Genomic DNA, 18,529 nt, shown 5'->3' on the forward strand with positions numbered 1-18,529 from the left:
CTTAGGGATATCGTTTCATGCGCTGGTTGCTCGCTCTTTTCTGCTGCTCGGTTATCGCGGTCTCCCACGCCTCCGCGACGGATACCCTGAACGGCAAGGTCATCGAAAAAGTCCTGGTCCTCAAGTCGGCCCATCAGTTGCAACTGATCAACGACGGCAAACCCATCAAGACCTACCGCATTTCCCTGGGTAAACGACCCAAGGGGCCGAAGCTCATGGAAGGCGACAAGCGCACTCCGGAAGGCTTCTACTGGCTGGACTGGCGCAAGACCAGCGACCGCTTCAACCTGGCCATGCATATTTCCTACCCGAACATCAGCGATTCCGCGCGTTCGCGTCGCGAAGGCGTGGAGCCCGGCGGCATGATCATGATCCACGGCACCCCGGACAGCGAAGACTACCCGGAGCAGTACTTCCATACCCTGGACTGGACCGACGGTTGCATCGCCATGCGCAACATCGACATGCGCGAAGTCTGGGGCCTGGTCCCGGACGGCACGATGATTGAAATCCGCCCCTGATTCATCGTCCAGAACGCCGCTAAACACTCCCGTTACAAAAAAGATCGCAGGCCGCGCCGGCTTCGAAAGGTGAATACCAATTCGTCCCTCGAAGAACAGCCGCCCCTGCGATTTTCGCATTTACGGCCAGACCGCCCTAATACCACTTACCCCTCCACCTCCTAACAAAGCCCATAAACCGCCCGATTACAGGTGTTTTATCGAAAATACCGGCATTGACATGGTATTTAAGTGGTATTAGTTTTTGCCACATTACCGGGCGACAACAAACCAATAACGCATCGGAACCTCGACAGATGAACCACATCCTGGCCCTGCGCCCCGACGAAACCCAGCCGACCCCGCTGTACCTGCAACTGGCGCGCAATCTGGAAGCCGCCATCCATGCCGGCCAGTGGAAAGCCGAACAGGCCCTGCCCTCGGAACGCAACCTGAGCGAGATGCTCAACATTTCCCGCGTGACCGCGCGCAAGGCCCTGGAAGTGCTGTTCGAACAAGGCCTGATCCGCCGCAGCCAGGGCTCCGGCACCTTTATCACCCCACGCCTGGAACAACCGCTGTCGCGCCTGTCCGGCTTCAGCGAAATGCTGCGCCTCAAGGGCTTCGTGCCCGGCTCCCAATGGCTGGAACGGGAGATCACCACGCCGACCCACGAAGAACTGATCCGCCTCGGCCTGTCGCCGAACGACAAGGTCGCGCGCCTCAAGCGCCTGCGCAAAGCCGACGACACGGTGATGGCGATCGAAATGAGCACCCTGCCGGCCTCGATCATTGCCCAGCCGCACACCGTGGGCGACTCGCTCTATGCCTACCTCGACGGCATCGGCCGCCCGGTGGTCCGTGCCCTGCAGCACATCCAGGCGATCAATGCCTCCGACGAGTTCGCCGCGCTGGTGGGCATCGCCCCCGGCACCGCGATGCTGCTGATGACCCGTGTCGGCTATCTCGAAGACAACACCCCGATCGAACTCACCGACACCTATTGCCGCAACGACTACTACGACTTCGTCGCCGAGCTACGTCGCTAAACCAGGCCGCCGAACCAAGTCGCCAAGCACCCGTCCCAGAGAGCTGCCTAATGTCCGAACACAACATCCTCACCCCACAAGGCTGGATTCGCGGCCACCTGAACCACCGGGACGGCAAGGTCACCGGCATCGAAGGCAGCCCCTGCGACCCGGCGGACAACGACCTGCCCTACCTGCTGCCAGGCTTTATCGACCTGCATGTGCACGGCGGCGGCGGCAAGGACATCATGGAAGGCGCCCCGGCGTTCGAGACCATCACCCGCACCCACGTGCGCTTTGGCACCACCTCGCTGCTGGCCACCACCATGACCGCGCCCACCGAGGAGATCACCCGAGTCCTGGGCGCCATCGGCGCATACTGCGAACAACGCCCCAGCGGCAGCGCCCGGGTACTCGGCGTGCACCTGGAAGGCCCCTACATCAACCCGGGCAAACTCGGCGCCCAGCCCAATTTCGCCCATACCGCGCTGATGGCCGAAGTCGAGGCGTACCTGCGCCTGGCGCCGATCCGGGTAATTACCATCGCCCCGGAAATCGCCGGCCATGACCAGCTGATCCGCGCCCTCAGCGCCCGCGGCATCCGCATGCAGATCGGCCACACCCTGGGCAGCTACGAGGAAGGCGTGGCCGCGCTCGACGCCGGGGCCACCAGCTTCACCCACCTGTACAACGCCATGAGCCCGCTGCATCACCGCGAGCCGGGCATCGTCGGCGCCGCCCTGGCCCACGCCCAGTACGCGGAACTGATTCCCGACCTGCTGCACGTGCACCCCGGCGCCATGCGCGTGGCCTTGCGCTCGATCCCCTGCCTGTACTGCGTGACCGACTCCACCGCGGCCGCCGGCATGCCGGACGGCGAATACAAGCTCGGCAGCCACACCGTGACCAAATGCCTGGGCGGCGTGCGCCTGCCGGACGGCACCCTGGCCGGCAGCACCCTGACCATGGATCAGGCCTTGCGCAACCTGGTGAAGATCGGCCTGCCCTTGGCCGAGGCCTCGCAACGTTTGTCACAGTTTCCCGCCGATTATCTCGGCGTGGCCGAACGCGGGCGCTTGCAGGTCGGCAGCTGGGCCGACTGCGTATGCCTGGACCGCTCACTCACACTGACCGCCGTGATGGTCGAAGGAGAAGACATTGACTTCAAAAATGCTTGAAGAGGCGCTGTCCTCTGCCGTGGCCGTCGAAGGCCAATTGCAACACCTGGACCCGCAACTGATCGAAGTCGCCGGGCGCCTGAACCGCCAGCCGCCGCAAGTGGTGATGACCGTCGCCCGTGGCAGCTCCGACCATGCCGCCAGCTACTTCGCCTACCTGACCATGCAGCAACTGGGCTTCCCGGTCGCGTCCTTGCCGATGTCGGTGGTGACCATGCAACAGGCGCCGCTGCGGGTCAGCGGCCAGGCGGCATTCGCCTTTTCCCAGTCCGGGCAGAGCCCCGACCTGGTCAACAGCATGCGCCTGCTGCGTAAACGCGGGGCCTTGAGCGTGGCCATGGTCAATGCCCAGGACACTCCGCTGGAAGCCGCCAGCGAATTCTGCCTGCCGCTGCACGCCGGCGCCGAACGCAGCGTGGCGGCGACCAAGAGCTTTATCGCCACCCTCAGCGCCAGCGCCCGGCTGATCGCCCACTGGAAACAGGACGCACAACTGCTGGAAGCCGGTCTCGCCCTGCCCCAGGGCCTGCGCGAAGCCGCGACCCAGGACTGGAGCCCTGCCGTCGAGGCCTTGCGCGATAGCCAACGGTTGATGGTGATCGGCCGTGGCGCCGGTTTCGCCATCGCCCAGGAAGCGGCGCTGAAACTCAAGGAAACCTCGGCGATCCAGGCCGAAGCCTTCAGCAGCGCGGAGGTCCGCCACGGCCCGATGGCGCTGATCGGCGACAACTACCCGCTGCTGGTATTCGCCCCACGGGGAGCGGAACAGGCCGGCCTGATCAGCCTCGCCGCCGACATGCGCCAGCACGGTGCCCGGGTGCTGCTGGCCGCGCCGGACGACATTGCCGAGCGCGACCTGACCCTGAGCCGGGCCGAACACCCGGTGCTCGATCCGATCCTGGCGATCCAGAGTTTCTACGGCATGGCCGCAAGCCTTGCCGAGGCCCGCGGCATGGACCCGGACCAGCCACGGCACCTGAGCAAAGTGACCCGCACCCACTGAGCCTTTCCTTCAACGGATGAGTACTGCGCCATGCACAACAACAATAAAGACCTGACGCTCGGCGCTCCCTTGAGCGGCCCGGTGCTCACCCTCGCCAAGGTTCCCGACCTGGTGTTTTCCAGCGGCGCCATGGGCGACGGGATCGCCATTGACCCGCTGAACAACACCCTGCACGCCCCTTGCGCCGGCGTGGTGGTGCATGCCGCCCGCACCGGCCACGCGGTGACCCTGCGCGCCGACAACGGCGCCGAACTGCTGCTGCACCTCGGCCTGGACACCGTCCAGCTGCAAGGCGAGGGTTTCTCCATGCTGGTGCAGGAAGGTGCCCGGGTCAGCAGCGGCCAGGCCCTGCTGCGCTTTGACCTCGACCAGGTCGCGCGCAACAGCAAAAGCCTGATCAGCCTGATGATCCTGACCAACGGCGAACAGTTCCAGACCCTGCCCATCACCCTGAAATCGGTGAAAGTCGGCGAACCGCTGCTGCATATCGTTCCGCGCGCCGCCAATGGCGCCCAGGCCGAAGAGCGCGACAACTCCACCGAAGAGGTCGACGGGCTGACCCGGGTCAATCATCGCGGAGGCCTGCACGCCCGGCCCGCCGCGCTGATACGCCAGACCGCCCAGGGCTTCAGCAGCAAGGCGCAGTTGCATTTCAACGGCAAGTCGGCACCATGCGACAGCCTGGTCAGCCTGATGGGGCTGGGGGTCGGCGAGCAGGACGAAGTGCGGGTCAGTTGCCAGGGCAAGGACTGCAAGGCCGCCCTGCTGGCGCTGCTGGACGCCCTCGCCACCCCGCTGGCCGAAGACGCCCATGCCGCGGCGCCAGCGGTGAAGACCGTCACACCCCGCCGCCCCGCCGAGGCCGGGGTGATCCAGGGTGTCTGCGCTGCCCCGGGGCTGGTTTGCGGGCCGCTGTTCCACCTGGCCGCCATGACCTTGCCCGAAGACAAGGGCGATCACTCGCCACCGGAGCAATTGCAGGCGCTCGACCAGGCCCTGGACAAGGTGCGCAGCGACATTCGCGGCACCCTGGACCACGCCCGGCTACGCAAGGACCATCAGGAAGAAGCGATCTTCGCCGCCCACCTGGCCCTGCTCGAAGACCCGGCGCTACTGGACGCCGCGCGCCACAGCATCGCCCAGGGACGCGCCGCGACCCACGCCTGGAGCGATGCCATCGGCGAACAGTGCGAAATCCTGCTGCAACTGGGCAATGCCCTGCTCGCCGAGCGCGCCAATGACCTGCGCGACTTGCAACAACGGGTCTTGCGCGCCCTGCTCGGCGAGGCCTGGCATTACCAGTTGCCGGCCGGCGCCATAGTCGCGGCCCACGAGCTGACCCCGTCCGACCTGCTGCAACTGAGCGAGCAAGGCGCTGCCGGCCTGTGCATGGCCGCTGGCGGCGCCACCTCCCACGTGGCGATCCTGGCCCGCGGCAAGGGCCTGCCCTGCCTGGTGGCCCTGGGCTCGGAGCTTCTCGATGCGCCGCAAGGCCAGCAGGTGGTGCTGAATGCCGATCACGGTCGCCTGGAGTTGACGCCGGACAGCGCCCGCCTCGAACAAGTCCGGCAAAGCCATCTGCTCCGCCAGCAGCGCCGCGAACAACAACGGCAGCAGGCCCAGTTGCCGGCCAGGACCCTCGACGGCCAGGCGATCGAAGTCGCCGCCAATGTCGCCTCCAGCCAGGAAGCCCAGGACGCCCACGCCAACGGCGCCGACGGTGTCGGCCTGCTGCGTACCGAGTTTCTGTTTGTCGACCGGCATACCGCCCCCGATGAGCAGGAGCAGCGCCAGGCGTATCAGGCCGTGCTCGATGCCATGGGCGACAAGTCGGTAATCATCCGCACCATAGACGTCGGCGGCGACAAGCAACTGGACTACCTGCCGCTGCCGGTGGAGGCCAACCCGGTGCTGGGCTTGCGCGGCATTCGCCTGGCCCAGGCGCGCCCGGAATTGCTGGACCAGCAACTGCGGGCGCTGCTGCAAGTCAGCCCGCTGCAACGCTGCCGCATCCTGCTGCCGATGGTCAGCGAGCTCGACGAGCTGTTGCATATCCGCGAACGCATCGATTGCCTGTGCGCCGAGCTGGGCATCGACCAGCGCCCGGAATTGGGAGTGATGATCGAAGTCCCGGCCGCCGCCTTGCTCGCCGAGCAACTGGCCGAATACGCCGATTTCCTGTCCATCGGTACCAACGACCTGTCGCAATACACCCTGGCCATGGACCGCGACCACGCCGGCCTGGCCGCGCGGGTCGATGCACTGCACCCGGCGCTGCTGCGGCTGATCGCCCAGACCTGCGCCGGCGCGGCCAGGCATGGGCGCTGGGTCGGCGTATGCGGCGCCCTGGCTTCCGATCCGCTGGCGACGCCGGTGCTGATCGGCCTGGGGGTCAGCGAACTGTCGGTGAGCCCGCCACAAGTGGGTGAAATCAAGGAGCGGGTCCGCCAACTGGACGCCGCGCAATGCCGGCGCCTCGGCCAGGACCTGCTGAACCTGAGCAGCGCCTCGGCGGTGCGCCATGCCTGCCACCAACACTGGCCCCTGAGCTGAATAACAAGAACACCGGGAGACACGCCATGTACCAACTCTTCATCGAAGGCCTGCAGCGCCTGGGCCGCGCCCTGATGCTGCCGATCGCGATCCTGCCGATCGCCGGGCTGCTGCTGCGCCTGGGCGACACCGACCTGCTGAACATCGCGATCATCCACGATGCCGGCCAGACCATCTTCGCCAACCTGGCGCTGATCTTCGCCATCGGCATCGCCGTGGGCTTCGCCAAGGACAACAACGGCACTGCCGGCCTGGCCGGGGCCATTGGCTACCTGGTGATGGTCGCGACCCTCAAGGTGCTCGATGCCAGCATCAACATGGGCATGCTCGCCGGGATCATCAGCGGCTTGCTGGCCGGTGCCCTGTACAACCGCTTCAAGGACATCAAGCTGCCGGAATACCTGGCGTTCTTTGGCGGACGGCGCTTTGTGCCGATCGTCACCGGCTTCAGCGCCGTCGGCCTGGGGGTGGTGTTCGGCCTGATCTGGCCGCCGATCCAGCACGGCATCAACAGCTTCGGTGCTTTGCTGCTCGACAGCGGCAGCTTCGGCGCCTTCGTGTTCGGGGTGTTCAACCGTTTGCTGATCGTCACCGGCCTGCACCACATCCTCAACAACATGGCCTGGTTCGTCTTCGGCAACTTCACCGACCCGACCACCGGTGCCCTGGTCACCGGGGATATCTCGCGCTACTTCGCCGGCGATCCCAAGGGCGGCCAGTTCATGACCGGCATGTTCCCGATGATGATCTTCGGCCTGCCCGCCGCCTGCCTGGCGATGTATCGCAACGCCTTGCCGGAGCGGCGCAAGGTGATGGGCGGGATCCTGCTGTCGATGGCCCTGACCTCGGCCCTCACCGGGGTGACCGAGCCGGTGGAATTCGCCTTTATGTTCCTCGCTCCCTTCCTCTACCTGGTACACGCCCTGCTGACCGGCCTCGCCATGGGCCTGACCAACTTCCTCAATATTCACCTGGGCTTCACTTTCTCCGGTGGCGCCATCGACATGGCCCTGGGCTGGGGCAGGTCCACCAACGGCTGGCTGATATTTCCCGTAGGCCTGCTCTATGCGGTGATCTACTACACGGTCTTCGACTTCTGTATCCGTCGCTTCAACCTGAAGACCCCGGGTCGCGAAGACACCCCGGGCACCGAAAAGGCCGCCATGACCAACAATCAGCGGGCTGGGGCCTATATCCAGGCCCTGGGAGGCGCGGCCAACCTGATAACCGTCGGCGCCTGCACCACCCGCCTGCGCCTGGAGCTGGCCGACCGTAACAAGGCCTCGGACAGCGAGCTCAAGGCCCTGGGCGCCATGGCGGTGGTGCGCCCCGGCAAGGGCGGCAGCCTGCAGGTGGTGGTCGGCCCGCTGGCCGACAGCATCGCCGATGAAATTCGCCTGGCCATGCCCACCGGCGGCAAGCCTCTGGAGCAGCCAGGCCTTGCCGTCGCGCCCAGCGAAACACCGCCGGCGGTGAACATTGCGCCCCAGGAAGCGCTGAAATGGCTGGAGGCCTTCGGGGGCAGCGACAATGTGCTGCAACTGGACTGCGTCGCCATGACCCGCCTGCGGATTCAGCTGGGCGACAACAAGGCGCTTGCGGAATGCCAGCTGAAGAACCTCGGCTGCCAGGGTTACAGCCAGCTCGACGATGGCGTCTGGCACCTGCTGATCGGGGAAAAAGCCGCGAGCCTGGGCCAGGCGCTGGATACCCTGATCAACCGCAGCGAGGTCAGCGCAAAGGTCTGAGGGGCGAGCCTGCTCGCAAATCGGACTCAACAACCAATGCACAAAAAAAGCCCGCTGACCGTTACCGGTTCAGCGGGCTTTTTCATGGGCGGGGCCTTAGAAATCTTCCAGGCGCCAGACTTCATAAGCAGGCGTCTCGTAGGGATGGCTCTGCTTGAGGGCCATCACCACGCTGCGGATCAAATCGTCGGCCACCACCAGCTCAACCTTCCATTCCTGCACCTGCTCGACCTGGCCAGTCTGCCCGAGAAACGGCTGGCTGCCGTCCAACGGGCGAAACTGACCTTGGCCCAACACCTGCCACGCGCAATGGTCATAAGCGCCGATCCGTCCGCCACCGGCGGCGAAAACAGCGTTCTTGACCACATCCACGTGGCTGGGCGGGACGAAAAAACTGAGCTTGTACACAGGCTTTAGTTCACCCACACACGAGCGTTACGGAACATGCGCATCCACGCCGCATCTTCGTTCCACTCTTCCGGACGCCAGGAGTTCTGCACCGCGCGGAACACCCGCTCAGGGTGCGGCATCATGATGGTCACGCGACCATCGCGACTGGTCAGGCCAGTGATACCGCGCGGCGAGCCGTTCGGGTTGGCCGGGTAGCTTTCGGTGACCTTGCCGTGGTTGTCGATAAAGCGCAGGGCCACGCAACCGGACAGGTCGGCTTCGAGCAGGGCTTCCTCGCTTTCGAATTCCGCATGGCCTTCGCCGTGGGCGATGGCGATCGGCATACGCGAACCGGCCATGCCCTGCAGGAAGATCGAGTTCGACTCCTGGACCTGGACCATTGCCACACGGGCCTCGAACTGCTCGGAACGGTTACGCACGAAGTGCGGCCAGAACTCGCTGCCCGGGATCAGCTCGTGCAGGTTGGACATCATCTGGCAACCGTTGCACACGCCCAGGGTGAAGGTGTCGTTGCGCTCGAAGAAGCCCTGGAAGGCGTCGCGGGCGCGGCTGTTGAACAGAGCCGACTTGGCCCAGCCCTCGCCGGCGCCGAGTACGTCGCCGTAGGAGAAGCCACCGCAGGCAACCATGCCCTTGAAGTCGTTCAGGTCGACACGACCGGCGAGGATGTCGCTCATGTGCACGTCGATTGCGTTGAAGCCGGCACGGTCGAACGCCGCGGCCATTTCCACCTGGCCGTTGACGCCCTGCTCACGCAGCACGGCAACCTGGGGACGCACGCCTTTCTTGATGTAAGGCGCGGCGATGTCCTGGTTGACGTCGAAGCTCAGCTTGACGCTCAGGCCCGGGTTGTCTTCTTCCAGCAGGACGTCGAATTCCTGCTCGGCGCAGTCGGCGTTGTCGCGCAGGCGCTGGATCTGGTAGCTGGTTTCAGCCCACTGGCGCTGCAACAGGCGACGCTCACCGGCGAAGACGTTCTCGCCGTTGAAAGCAATGTTGATCTGGCCGTTGTTGACCGGCTGGCCAATCACCGCCACGCAGTCGCCCAGGCCGGCGGCGCTGAACTGTGCCAGCACGTCCGGGGTGGCGTCCTGGCGCACCTGGATCACCGCACCCAGTTCTTCGTTGAACAGGATGGCGGCGATATCGGCCGAGGTCTCGGCCAGGGCGTCGAGGTTCAGGTTCAGGCCGCAATGACCGGCGAAGGCCATTTCCACCACGCTGGCCAGCAGGCCGCCGTCGGAACGGTCGTGGTAAGCCAGCAGGTGACCGTCGGCGTTGAGGCCCTGGATCACCGCGAAGAAGGCCTTGAGGTCTTCGGCGTCATCGACGTCCGGAGCCTGCTTGCCGAGCTTGCCGTGCACCTGGGCGAGGATCGAGGCGCCCATACGGTTCTGGCCGCGACCGAGGTCGATCAGCACCAGGTCGGTGGTGCCCTTGTCCATGCGCAGTTGCGGGGTCAGGGTCTGGCGAATGTCCGCCACAGGCGCAAAACCGGTCACGATCAGCGACATCGGCGAGGTCACGGTTTTTTCTTCGCCGTTGTCGTTCCAGCGCGTGGCCATGGACATCGAGTCCTTGCCCACCGGAATGGTGATGCCCAGCTCAGGGCACAGCTCCATGCCGACCGCTTTCACGGTGTCGTACAGACGCGCGTCTTCGCCCGGGTGGCCGGCTGCGGACATCCAGTTCGCCGACAGCTTGATGTCGGAGATCTTGTTGATGCGCGAAGCGGCAATGTTGGTCAGGGTTTCGCCGATGGCCATGCGGCCCGACGCCGGGGCGTCCAGCAGAGCCAGCGGAGTGCGCTCGCCCATGGCCATGGCTTCACCGGTGTAGACGTCGAAGCTGGTGGCGGTGACGGCCACGTCGGCCACCGGAACCTGCCATGGGCCGACCATCTGGTCACGAGCCACCAGGCCGGTGATGGTGCGGTCGCCGATGGTGATCAGGAAGCTCTTGCTCGCGACGGCCGGGTGATGCAGGACGCGCTCGATGCTTTCGGCGAGGTCGAGGTTCGACGGATCGAAATCGTCGCCCAGCTCGGCTTCGCGAACCACCGAACGGTGCATGCGTGGCGCCTTGCCCAGCAACACTTCCAGTGGCATGTCCACCGGGTTGTTGCCGAAGTGGCTGTCGGTCACGGTCAGTTGCGGCTCGGCGGTGGCTTCACCGACGACGGCAAACGGGCAGCGCTCACGTTCGCAGATCGCCTTGAAGCGCTCGAAGTCGGCCGGGCCGACGGCCAGAACGTAGCGTTCCTGGGATTCGTTGCTCCAGATTTCGTGCGGGGCCATGCCCGGCTCGTCGTTTGGAATGTTGCGCAGTTCGAAACGGCCACCGCGGTCGCCGTCGTTGACCAGTTCCGGGAAGGCGTTGGACAGACCGCCCGCGCCGACGTCGTGGATGAAGCTGATCGGGTTCTTGTCGCCCAGCTGCCAGCAACGGTCGATGACTTCCTGGCAACGACGTTCCATTTCCGGGTTTTCACGCTGAACGGAAGCGAAGTCCAGATCCGCCGAGCTGGTGCCGGTGGCCATGGAGGAAGCGGCGCCGCCGCCCAGGCCGATGAGCATCGCCGGGCCGCCGAGCACGATCAGCTTGGAGCCGACGACGATCTCGCCTTTCTTGACGTGTTCTTCGCGGATGTTGCCCATGCCGCCGGCCAGCATGATCGGCTTGTGGTAGCCACGAACCTCATCGCCGTGCGGGGTGGCAATCGACTGTTCGAAGGTACGGAAATAACCGGTCAGGGCCGGACGACCGAACTCGTTGTTGAACGCGGCGCCGCCCAGTGGGCCTTCGATCATGATGTCCAGCGCGGTGACAATGCGCTCAGGCTTGCCGTAAGGCACTTCCCACGGTTGTTCGAAGCCCGGGATCTGCAGGTTGGATACGGTGAAGCCGGTCAGGCCGGCCTTTGGCTTGGCGCCACGACCGGTGGCGCCTTCGTCGCGGATCTCGCCGCCGGAACCAGTGGATGCGCCCGGGAACGGGGCGATCGCGGTCGGGTGGTTGTGCGTCTCGACCTTCATCAGGATATGCACCGGCTCCTGCACCGCGCCGTACTGGCGGGTTTCAGGGTTCGGGAAGAAGCGGCCGGCAACGTTGCCGACGATCACCGAGGCGTTGTCCTTGTAAGCCGACAGCACGCCTTCGTTGTGCATCTGATAGGTATTCTTGATCATGCCGAACAGGCTTTTTTCCTGGCTCTGGCCGTCGATATCCCAACTGGCGTTGAAGATCTTGTGGCGGCAGTGCTCGGAGTTGGCCTGGGCGAACATCATCAGTTCGATGTCGTGCGGGTTGCGCTTGAGGCCGTTGAAGGCGTTGACCAGGTAGTCGATCTCGTCTTCGGCCAGGGCCAGGCCCAGCTCGGTGTTGGCCTTTTCCAGCGCGGCACGGCCGCCACCGAGGATATCGATGGCAGTCAGCGGCTTCGGCTCGGCGTGGCTGAACAGGCCGGCAGCCTGCTCCAGGTTGCCCAGCACGATCTGGGTCATGCGGTCATGCAGCGCATCGGCGATCAGTTGCGCTTCGACGTCGCTGAATTCACCGGCTACGTAGAAGGCGATGCCGCGCTCCAGGCGCTGGATCTTGGCCAGGCCACAGTTGCGGGCGATATCGCTGGCCTTGCTCGACCATGGCGAGATGGTGCCGAAACGCGGCAGCACCAGGAACAGACGGCCGGTAGGTTCTTGCACCGGTACGCTTGGGCCGTACTTCAGAAGGCGCGCAAGCACCTGCTGTTCGTCGCCGGTCAGGACGCCGGTAACTTCGGCGAAGTGAGCGAATTCAGCATACAGGCCACTGACAGCTGGAACCTTCTGGCTCAGTTGCTCAAGGAGTTTGCTGTGGCGAAAGGCAGAAAGGGCAGGAGCGCCGCGCAGGATCAACATCTTCGGGACAGCCTCGGGAAGGGGTGTGCTTTGAGGCCGTGCATTCTAGCCTAAACCGCCCGCGACGGCACCCGAAACGGCACGCCCGACCACGGCCAGACGTCGGCCCGTGCCCGGCCCCTTCTGACAACGGTTCGCGCGGGCCTTTCGGAGGGCTGGTTTCCACCCTCTTTGCACGCCGCAAAGGCCCGTTCCCAGGCGCTTTGGCCGGGGGTTCCGAGCTCTAGCAGACAAGCCCTTCGCTGTCGAGATATGGCGGTCGTTGTCCTTTGCGTATACTGCGCAGATGTTTTCCCCTATGGCTTTACGTCCGCGCTGTGCCAGATGGCTCATCGCAACCGGACTCTTCCTGATGCTCAGTGCCTGCGTTGAGAAACCCAGCACACTCGAGCGAGTAAAGGAGGATGGTGTGCTGCGGGTGGTCACCCGTAACAGCCCGGCCACCTACTTTCAGGATCGCAACGGTGAAACCGGCTTCGAATACGAGCTGGTGAAACGTTTCGCCGACGATCTGGGAGTTACGCTGAAGATCGAAACCGCGGACAACCTCGACGATCTCTTCGACCAGCTGGGTAAACCTAACGGCCCGGTGCTGGCTGCTGCCGGCCTGGTCAGCAGCGAGAAACGCAAGCAACAAGCCAGGTTTTCCCATCCTTATCTGGAAGTCACCCCGCAGATCATCTACCGCAACGGCCAGTCCCGCCCCACCGATGCGGGCGACCTGGTCGGCAAGAAGATCATGGTGCTCAAGGGCAGCATCCACGCCGAGCAACTGGCGCAGCTCAAGCTGAAACATCCCGCCATTGAATATGAAGAGTCCGACGAGGTCGAGGTGGTCGACCTGTTGCGCATGGTCGACGAGGGGCAGATCGACCTGACCCTGGTGGATTCCAATGAAGTGGCGATGAACCAGGTGTATTTCGCCAATATCCGCGTCGCCTTCGACCTTGGCGACGCCAGCAACCAGAGCTGGGCGGTGGCCGCCGGCGAAGACAACAGCCTGCTCAACGAAATCAACGACTTCCTCGACAAGGTGCAAAAGAACGGCACCCTGCAGCGCCTGAAAGACCGTTATTACGGGCATGTGGACGTACTGGGCTACGTCGGCGCCTACACCTTCGCCCAGCACCTGCAGCAGCGCCTGCCCAAATACGAGAAGTACTTCAAGACCTCGGCCAAGGAAGAGAAAGTCGACTGGCGCCTGCTGGCCGCCATCGGCTACCAGGAATCCCTGTGGCAACCGAGCGTCACCTCCAAGACCGGCGTGCGCGGCTTGATGATGCTGACCCAGAACACCGCCCAGGCCATGGGCGTGTCCAACCGCCTGGATGCCAAGCAAAGCATCAAGGGCGGCGCCAAGTACCTGGCGTACATGAAGGATCAGCTGGACGACAAGATCGAAGAGCCGGACCGCACCTGGTTCGCCCTCGCCGCCTACAACGTCGGTAGCGGCCATCTGGACGACGCACGCAAGCTGGCGCAAAAGGAAGGGCTGAACCCGAACAAGTGGCTGGACGTGAAGAAGATGCTGCCGCGTCTCTCGCAGAAGCAGTGGTACAGCAAGACCCGCTATGGCTACGCCCGGGGCGGCGAGCCGGTGCATTTCGTTGCCAACATCCGTCGCTACTACGACATCCTCACCTGGGTCACTCAGCCGCAGCTGGAAGGCGACCAGGTGGCCGAGGGCAACCTGCATGTGCCGGGCGTGGACAAGACCAAGCCCACCCAGGAAGCCCCGCCGCTTTAAACCGCCTGTAGCCGCTGCCGCAGGCTGCGATCGACCGGAGGTCGTGGCGATTCCAAGAACGCCGAAGCTCCTTCGGAGCTTGTCGCAGCCTTCGGCAGCGGCTACAGGGTCAAGCCTTGGCCGCCGCCAGGATCAGCGCCTTCATCTCTGCCACCGCGCCCTTGAAGCCGACGAACAGCGCGTGGGCCACCAGCGCATGGCCGATGTTCAACTCGTTGATGCCCTTGATCGCCGCGACCGCCTCGACGTTGTGGTAATGCAAGCCGTGGCCGGCATTGACGATCAGGCCCTGGCCCAGGCCGAAAGCCACGCCGTCGGCCACGCGCCGCAGTTCCTCGGCCACTTCGCTCGGGGTTTCGGCGTCGGCATAACGCCCGGTGTGCAGCTCGATGGCCGGTGCGCCCACGCGCCGGGAAGCAGCGATCTGCCGCTCATCGGCATCGATGAACAGCGACACTTCGGCGCCGATCTTCGACAGCCGTTCTACCGCCGCCCTGATCCGCGCCTCTTGCCCGGCGACATCCAGGCCGCCTTCGGTGGTCAGCTCCTGGCGGGTTTCCGGAACCAGGCAGATATGCGCCGGACGAATGCGCTCGGCGAACGCCATCATCTCCTCGGTGACGCCCATCTCGAAATTCATCCGGGTTTGCAGCACATCCTTGAGCAGCAGCACGTCGCGCTCCTGGATATGCCGGCGGTCTTCGCGCAGGTGCACGGTGATACCGTCGGCCCCCGCCTCTTCCGCGTCCAGCGCCGCCTTGACCGGATCAGGGTAACGAGTGCCCCGGGCCTGACGCAGGGTGGCTACGTGGTCGATATTCACGCCAAGAAGAATGCGATTGCTGGTGGTCACGGAAGCGCTCCTGAGGAGTTAGAGATTCGGTGCACAGCATATAGTGTCCGCTGGCGAAAATAACTGCCGGCTTTCGTCCGCATGGCCCCCAGGGTCATGGCGGACTGGGCCAGGGTTCCAGCGTATTTCCGAAAGGGATCGGCTAAGGCTTGCGAAACAACTCGCGACTGACCAACGGCCGACCACCCAGGTGCACCGCCAACGCCTGGCGCATCAGGCGCTTGGCCGCCGCCAGCGCGCCGGGGGCGCTCCAGTCGGCCTGCGCCATGGCCAGCAGCTCGCTGCCGTTGAACAGGCCAGGCTGCAACAGGTGAACCTGCTCCAGGCCAGCATCCACTTGCAGGCGATACATGCCCTGCGCCTCAATCGGTGCACCGTGGATATCCGTGTCCAGGGCGAAGCCATAGCCCAGGTCGTCCAGCAGGCGCCATTCGAAGGCACGCAGCAAGGGCTCGAGGGCACGGCCTTCGGCCAGGGCCAGCAAGGTCGCCGCATAGTGGTCGAAAATCGCCGGATGCGGATCTTCGGCAGGCAGCAGGCGGATCAGCAGTTCGTTGAGGTACAGGCCGCTGAACAGCGCCTCGCCGTTGAGCCAGGTGGAAGTGCCCGCGCTTTCCATGCGCCCGACGTTTTTCAGCTCGCCGCGCCCGCGAAACTCCACTTCCAGCGGTACGAACGGTCGCGCCAAGGTCCCGGCCTTGCCCCGCGCGCCACGCAACACCGCGCGCAGCCGCCCTTGGGGCGTGAGGAAGTCCACCAACGCGCTGCTCTCGCGATAGGCGCGACTGTGCAGGACATAAGCGGGCTGGCCGATGGGAGCGTTACTGGACATAGGTGTCGGCGGATCTCAAGGCTTGAGAAAGTGACAGGTCCACGGGAAGGTTCGTTGAACCTTTATCGCCAGCGGCTCGCTCCCTACACATTGCAGGAACGAGGCGCCGGCGAGGGGCAGGATTACAGGTCGCCGTAGCCCAGCGAACGCAGAGCGCGCTCGTCGTCGGACCAACCGCCTTTGACCTTGACCCACAAGTTGAGCATGACTTTGGAGTCGAACAGCAGCTCCATGTCCTTGCGCGCTTCCATGCCGATGCGCTTGATGCGCTCGCCCTTGTCGCCAATGATGATTTTCTTCTGGCCATCACGTTCGACGAGGATCAACGCATGAATATGCAGGGTTTTCCCCTGTTGCTTGAACTCTTCGATTTCCACGGTGATCTGGTAAGGCAGCTCGGCACCCAGCTGACGCATGATTTTCTCGCGCACCAGTTCGGCGGCGAGAAAACGGCTGCTGCGGTCGGTGATCTGGTCTTCCGGGAAGAAGTGATCGTTTTCCGGCAAGTGCTTGGCGATCAGGCCCTCCAGGGCCTCCAGGTTGTGGCCCTGCTGGGCCGACACCGGAACGATCTCGGCATTCGGCAACTGTTCCTGCAACCAGGTCAGGTGCGGCATCAGCTCGGCCTTGTCCTCGATGCGGTCGGTCTTGTTGATTGCCAGGATCACCGGGCCCTGCACGTACTGGACACGCTCCAGCACCAGCTGGTCTTCGTCGGTCCACTTGGTGCGGTCAACGACAAAGATCACCACGTCGACGTCTTTCAAGGCCGCCGAAGCAGTCTTGTTCATGTAGCGGTTAAGGGCTTTCTCGTTGCTCTTGTGCATGCCGGGGGTGTCGACGTAGATCGCCTGGATGGCGCCTTCGGTCTTGATGCCGAGCATGTTGTGCCGAGTGGTTTGCGGCTTGCGCGAGGTGATGGCCAGCTTCTGTCCCAGGATATGGTTCAGCAGCGTGGACTTGCCCACGTTCGGACGGCCGACGATGGCAACATAGCCACAGCGTGTTGCGGTTGTATCAGTCATGGCCATTCTCCACGCCCAGGGCAATCAGTGCTGCGGCGGCCGCTACCTGTTCGGCAATACGACGGCTCACGCCCTGACCTCGGCTTTTTTCGTTCAGTAGGGTGATTTCACATTCGACGAAGAACGTCCGGCAATGGGGCTCACCCTGGATATCCACCACTTCGTAGCGGGGCAGCTCACAGGCACGCGACTGCAGAAACTCCTGCAGGCGGGTCTTGGGGTCCTTGTTGGTGTCGACCAGCGTCAGGCTGTCGAACTCCGACGTCAGCCAGGACAACACACGCTCACGCGCGGTTTCCATGCCGGCATCCAGGTAGATCGCACCTATCAGCGCTTCCAGGGCATCGGCGAGGATCGACTCGCGGCGGAAACCACCGCTTTTCAACTCGCCGGAACCCAGGCGCAGGTATTCGCCCAGATCGAAGCCACGGGCCAGTACGGCCAGGGTTTCACCCTTTACCAGGCGCGCGCGCAGACGCGACAACTGGCCTTCGCGGGCCTGGGGAAAGCGCTCGAACAGCGCTTCGCCGGCGACGAAGTTGAGAATGGCATCACCCAGGAATTCCAGGCGTTCGTTGTTGCGCCCGGCAAAACTGCGGTGAGTGAGGGCCAGGACCATCAGTTCCTGGTCCTTGAAGGTATAACCGAGCTGACGCTCGAGACGGCTCAAAGAAACGCTCACGGTTTACCCACGCTGAGTTCGTGGTTGAATTTCACCACCTTGGAGACGAGGCACGAAGTGCCTGTGGCAATTAACGCTGTGTTCAAATCCACATCCTGAATATCGTTGACTGCTGCTTCTGGTGACACCTGCGAGGCTGCCGTGCCTGGCCGGCCGGGTTCTACAAGATCCAGAAAAGCATTCGGCGCTGTATTCAACAGCGCCGTGTGTGATTACTTGATCAGGCCAACCCGCGAGAAATTCGGCAGGTGGCTGAGTTTCGGTTCGGGCCAGCTCATCCAGACTGCAAAGGCCTTGCCGACGATATTCTTGTCGGGAACCATGCCCAGCAGGTTCTTGGGAATGCTCGGGTCATCCCAGTAGCGACTGTCGTTGGAGTTGTCGCGGTTGTCGCCCATCATGAAATAGTGCCCGGCAGGCACGGTCCACTGACGGTCGGGAGTGGCTCGGTAGCGGCTCATTTCCTTGCGGATCAGGTGCTCGGCGGCGCCGAGTTTTTCCTTGTAGAGCTCCGCGCTGCCCAGGGTGCCTGGCTCGGCGCCGACCAATTGTTCGGCGACCGACTGGCCGTTGACCAGCAGGCGCTTGTCGCTGGTGTAGCGCACTTCATCGCCCGGCAGGCCAACCACACGCTTGATGTAGTTGACGTTCGGGTCGCTCGGGTAGCGGAACACCATCACATCGCCGCGCTGCGGATCACCAATCTCGATGATTTTCTTGTCGATCACCGGCAGGCGGATCCCGTAAGAAAACTTGTTCACCAGGATGAAGTCGCCCACATCCAGGGTCGGCTTCATCGATCCCGAAGGAATCTGAAACGGTTCCACCAGGAATGAACGCAGCACCAGCACGATGAACAGCACCGGAAAGAACGATTTGCCGTACTCGACCAGCATCGGCTCCTTGTTCAGCTTCTCGATGACCAGCCCATCCGGCTGGCTGACGCTGCCCTCATAGTTGGTAATGGCGGCACGTCGACGCGGCGCCAGGAAAACCAGATCGAGCAACGCCAGCAAACCGCAGACGGCGACGGCGATGACCAGCAACAGCGGGAAATTTAGCGACATAGG

General features: G+C 63.9%; 14 protein-coding genes. 7 read left to right on the forward strand and 7 right to left on the reverse strand.

The genetic code is table 11. From position 1 onward, the window contains the following. Window positions 1-17 precede the first annotated feature (17 nt). The 6 genes from BLV20_RS08455 to nagE all read left to right on the forward strand — a co-directional run bounded on the left by BLV20_RS08455 (window position 18) and on the right by nagE (window position 8,010). Window positions 18-521 carry a L,D-transpeptidase family protein gene (locus BLV20_RS08455; RefSeq protein ID WP_092299624.1) on the forward strand — a complete coding sequence of 168 codons (504 nt, stop codon included), beginning with the start codon at window positions 18-20 and terminating at the stop codon, window positions 519-521. A gap of 296 nt (window positions 522-817) precedes the next feature. Further along, window positions 818-1,549 carry a GntR family transcriptional regulator gene (locus BLV20_RS08460; protein ID WP_092299627.1) on the forward strand — a complete coding sequence of 244 codons (732 nt, stop codon included), beginning with the start codon at window positions 818-820 and terminating at the stop codon, window positions 1,547-1,549. Between the two features lie 50 nt (window positions 1,550-1,599). Then, complete coding sequence (gene nagA, locus BLV20_RS08465; RefSeq protein WP_092299630.1) at window positions 1,600-2,706, forward strand: N-acetylglucosamine-6-phosphate deacetylase; 1,107 nt, start codon at window positions 1,600-1,602, stop codon at window positions 2,704-2,706. Then, complete coding sequence (locus tag BLV20_RS08470; RefSeq protein WP_092299633.1) at window positions 2,687-3,709, forward strand: SIS domain-containing protein; 1,023 nt, start codon at window positions 2,687-2,689, stop codon at window positions 3,707-3,709. The genes nagA and BLV20_RS08470 overlap by 20 nt, the downstream gene beginning before the upstream one ends. A 30-nt stretch (window positions 3,710-3,739) precedes the next feature. After that, a complete protein-coding gene (gene ptsP / locus BLV20_RS08475; RefSeq protein WP_092299636.1) occupies window positions 3,740-6,262 on the forward strand; it encodes a phosphoenolpyruvate--protein phosphotransferase in 2,523 nt (840 codons plus the stop codon). A 26-nt stretch (window positions 6,263-6,288) separates the two neighbouring features. Beyond that, the gene (gene nagE, locus BLV20_RS08480) at window positions 6,289-8,010 is read left to right on the forward strand and encodes an N-acetylglucosamine-specific PTS transporter subunit IIBC (protein WP_092299639.1); all 1,722 of its coding nucleotides are present in this window, start codon (window positions 6,289-6,291) and stop codon (window positions 8,008-8,010) included. A gap of 96 nt (window positions 8,011-8,106) precedes the next feature. Here the strand turns inward: nagE and BLV20_RS08485 are convergent, their stop codons facing one another. Further along, entirely contained in the window at window positions 8,107-8,418 is a 312-nt protein-coding gene (locus BLV20_RS08485) for a YqfO family protein (protein ID WP_092299642.1), read from the reverse strand. 5 nt (window positions 8,419-8,423) lie between these two features. Beyond that, complete coding sequence (gene purL / locus BLV20_RS08490; RefSeq protein WP_092299645.1) at window positions 8,424-12,320, reverse strand: phosphoribosylformylglycinamidine synthase; 3,897 nt, start codon at window positions 12,318-12,320, stop codon at window positions 8,424-8,426. 286 nt (window positions 12,321-12,606) lie between these two features. On the opposite strand from purL, the gene mltF reads away from it, so the two are divergent. After that, window positions 12,607-14,067: a membrane-bound lytic murein transglycosylase MltF gene (gene mltF, locus BLV20_RS08495; RefSeq protein WP_092299648.1), complete on the forward strand. Its 1,461-nt coding sequence runs from the start codon at window positions 12,607-12,609 to the stop codon at window positions 14,065-14,067. A gap of 109 nt (window positions 14,068-14,176) precedes the next feature. Here the strand turns inward: mltF and pdxJ are convergent, their stop codons facing one another. The 5 genes from pdxJ to lepB all read right to left on the reverse strand — a co-directional run bounded on the left by pdxJ (window position 14,177) and on the right by lepB (window position 18,526). Then, window positions 14,177-14,920 (reverse strand): pyridoxine 5'-phosphate synthase, encoded by a 744-nt coding sequence (gene pdxJ, locus BLV20_RS08500; protein WP_092299651.1) that lies wholly within the window; start codon window positions 14,918-14,920, stop codon window positions 14,177-14,179. Between the two features lie 142 nt (window positions 14,921-15,062). Further along, window positions 15,063-15,752, reverse strand: a complete 690-nt coding sequence (gene recO, locus BLV20_RS08505; protein ID WP_092299654.1) for a DNA repair protein RecO — start codon at window positions 15,750-15,752, stop codon at window positions 15,063-15,065. 122 nt (window positions 15,753-15,874) lie between these two features. Beyond that, window positions 15,875-16,777, reverse strand: coding sequence for a GTPase Era (gene era / locus BLV20_RS08510; RefSeq protein WP_007932155.1), 903 nt, complete (start codon window positions 16,775-16,777; stop codon window positions 15,875-15,877). After that, window positions 16,770-17,459, reverse strand: a complete 690-nt coding sequence (gene rnc, locus BLV20_RS08515) for a ribonuclease III (protein ID WP_044461357.1) — start codon at window positions 17,457-17,459, stop codon at window positions 16,770-16,772. Before rnc ends, era begins: the two co-directional genes overlap by 8 nt. A 212-nt stretch (window positions 17,460-17,671) precedes the next feature. Further along, the gene (gene lepB, locus BLV20_RS08520) at window positions 17,672-18,526 is read right to left on the reverse strand and encodes a signal peptidase I (RefSeq protein WP_092299657.1); all 855 of its coding nucleotides are present in this window, start codon (window positions 18,524-18,526) and stop codon (window positions 17,672-17,674) included. Between the last annotated feature and the right edge of the window lie 3 nt (window positions 18,527-18,529).

It is taken from the genome of Pseudomonas sp. NFIX28 (genome assembly GCF_900107395.1).
Taxonomy (GTDB): Bacteria; Pseudomonadota; Gammaproteobacteria; order Pseudomonadales; family Pseudomonadaceae; genus Aquipseudomonas.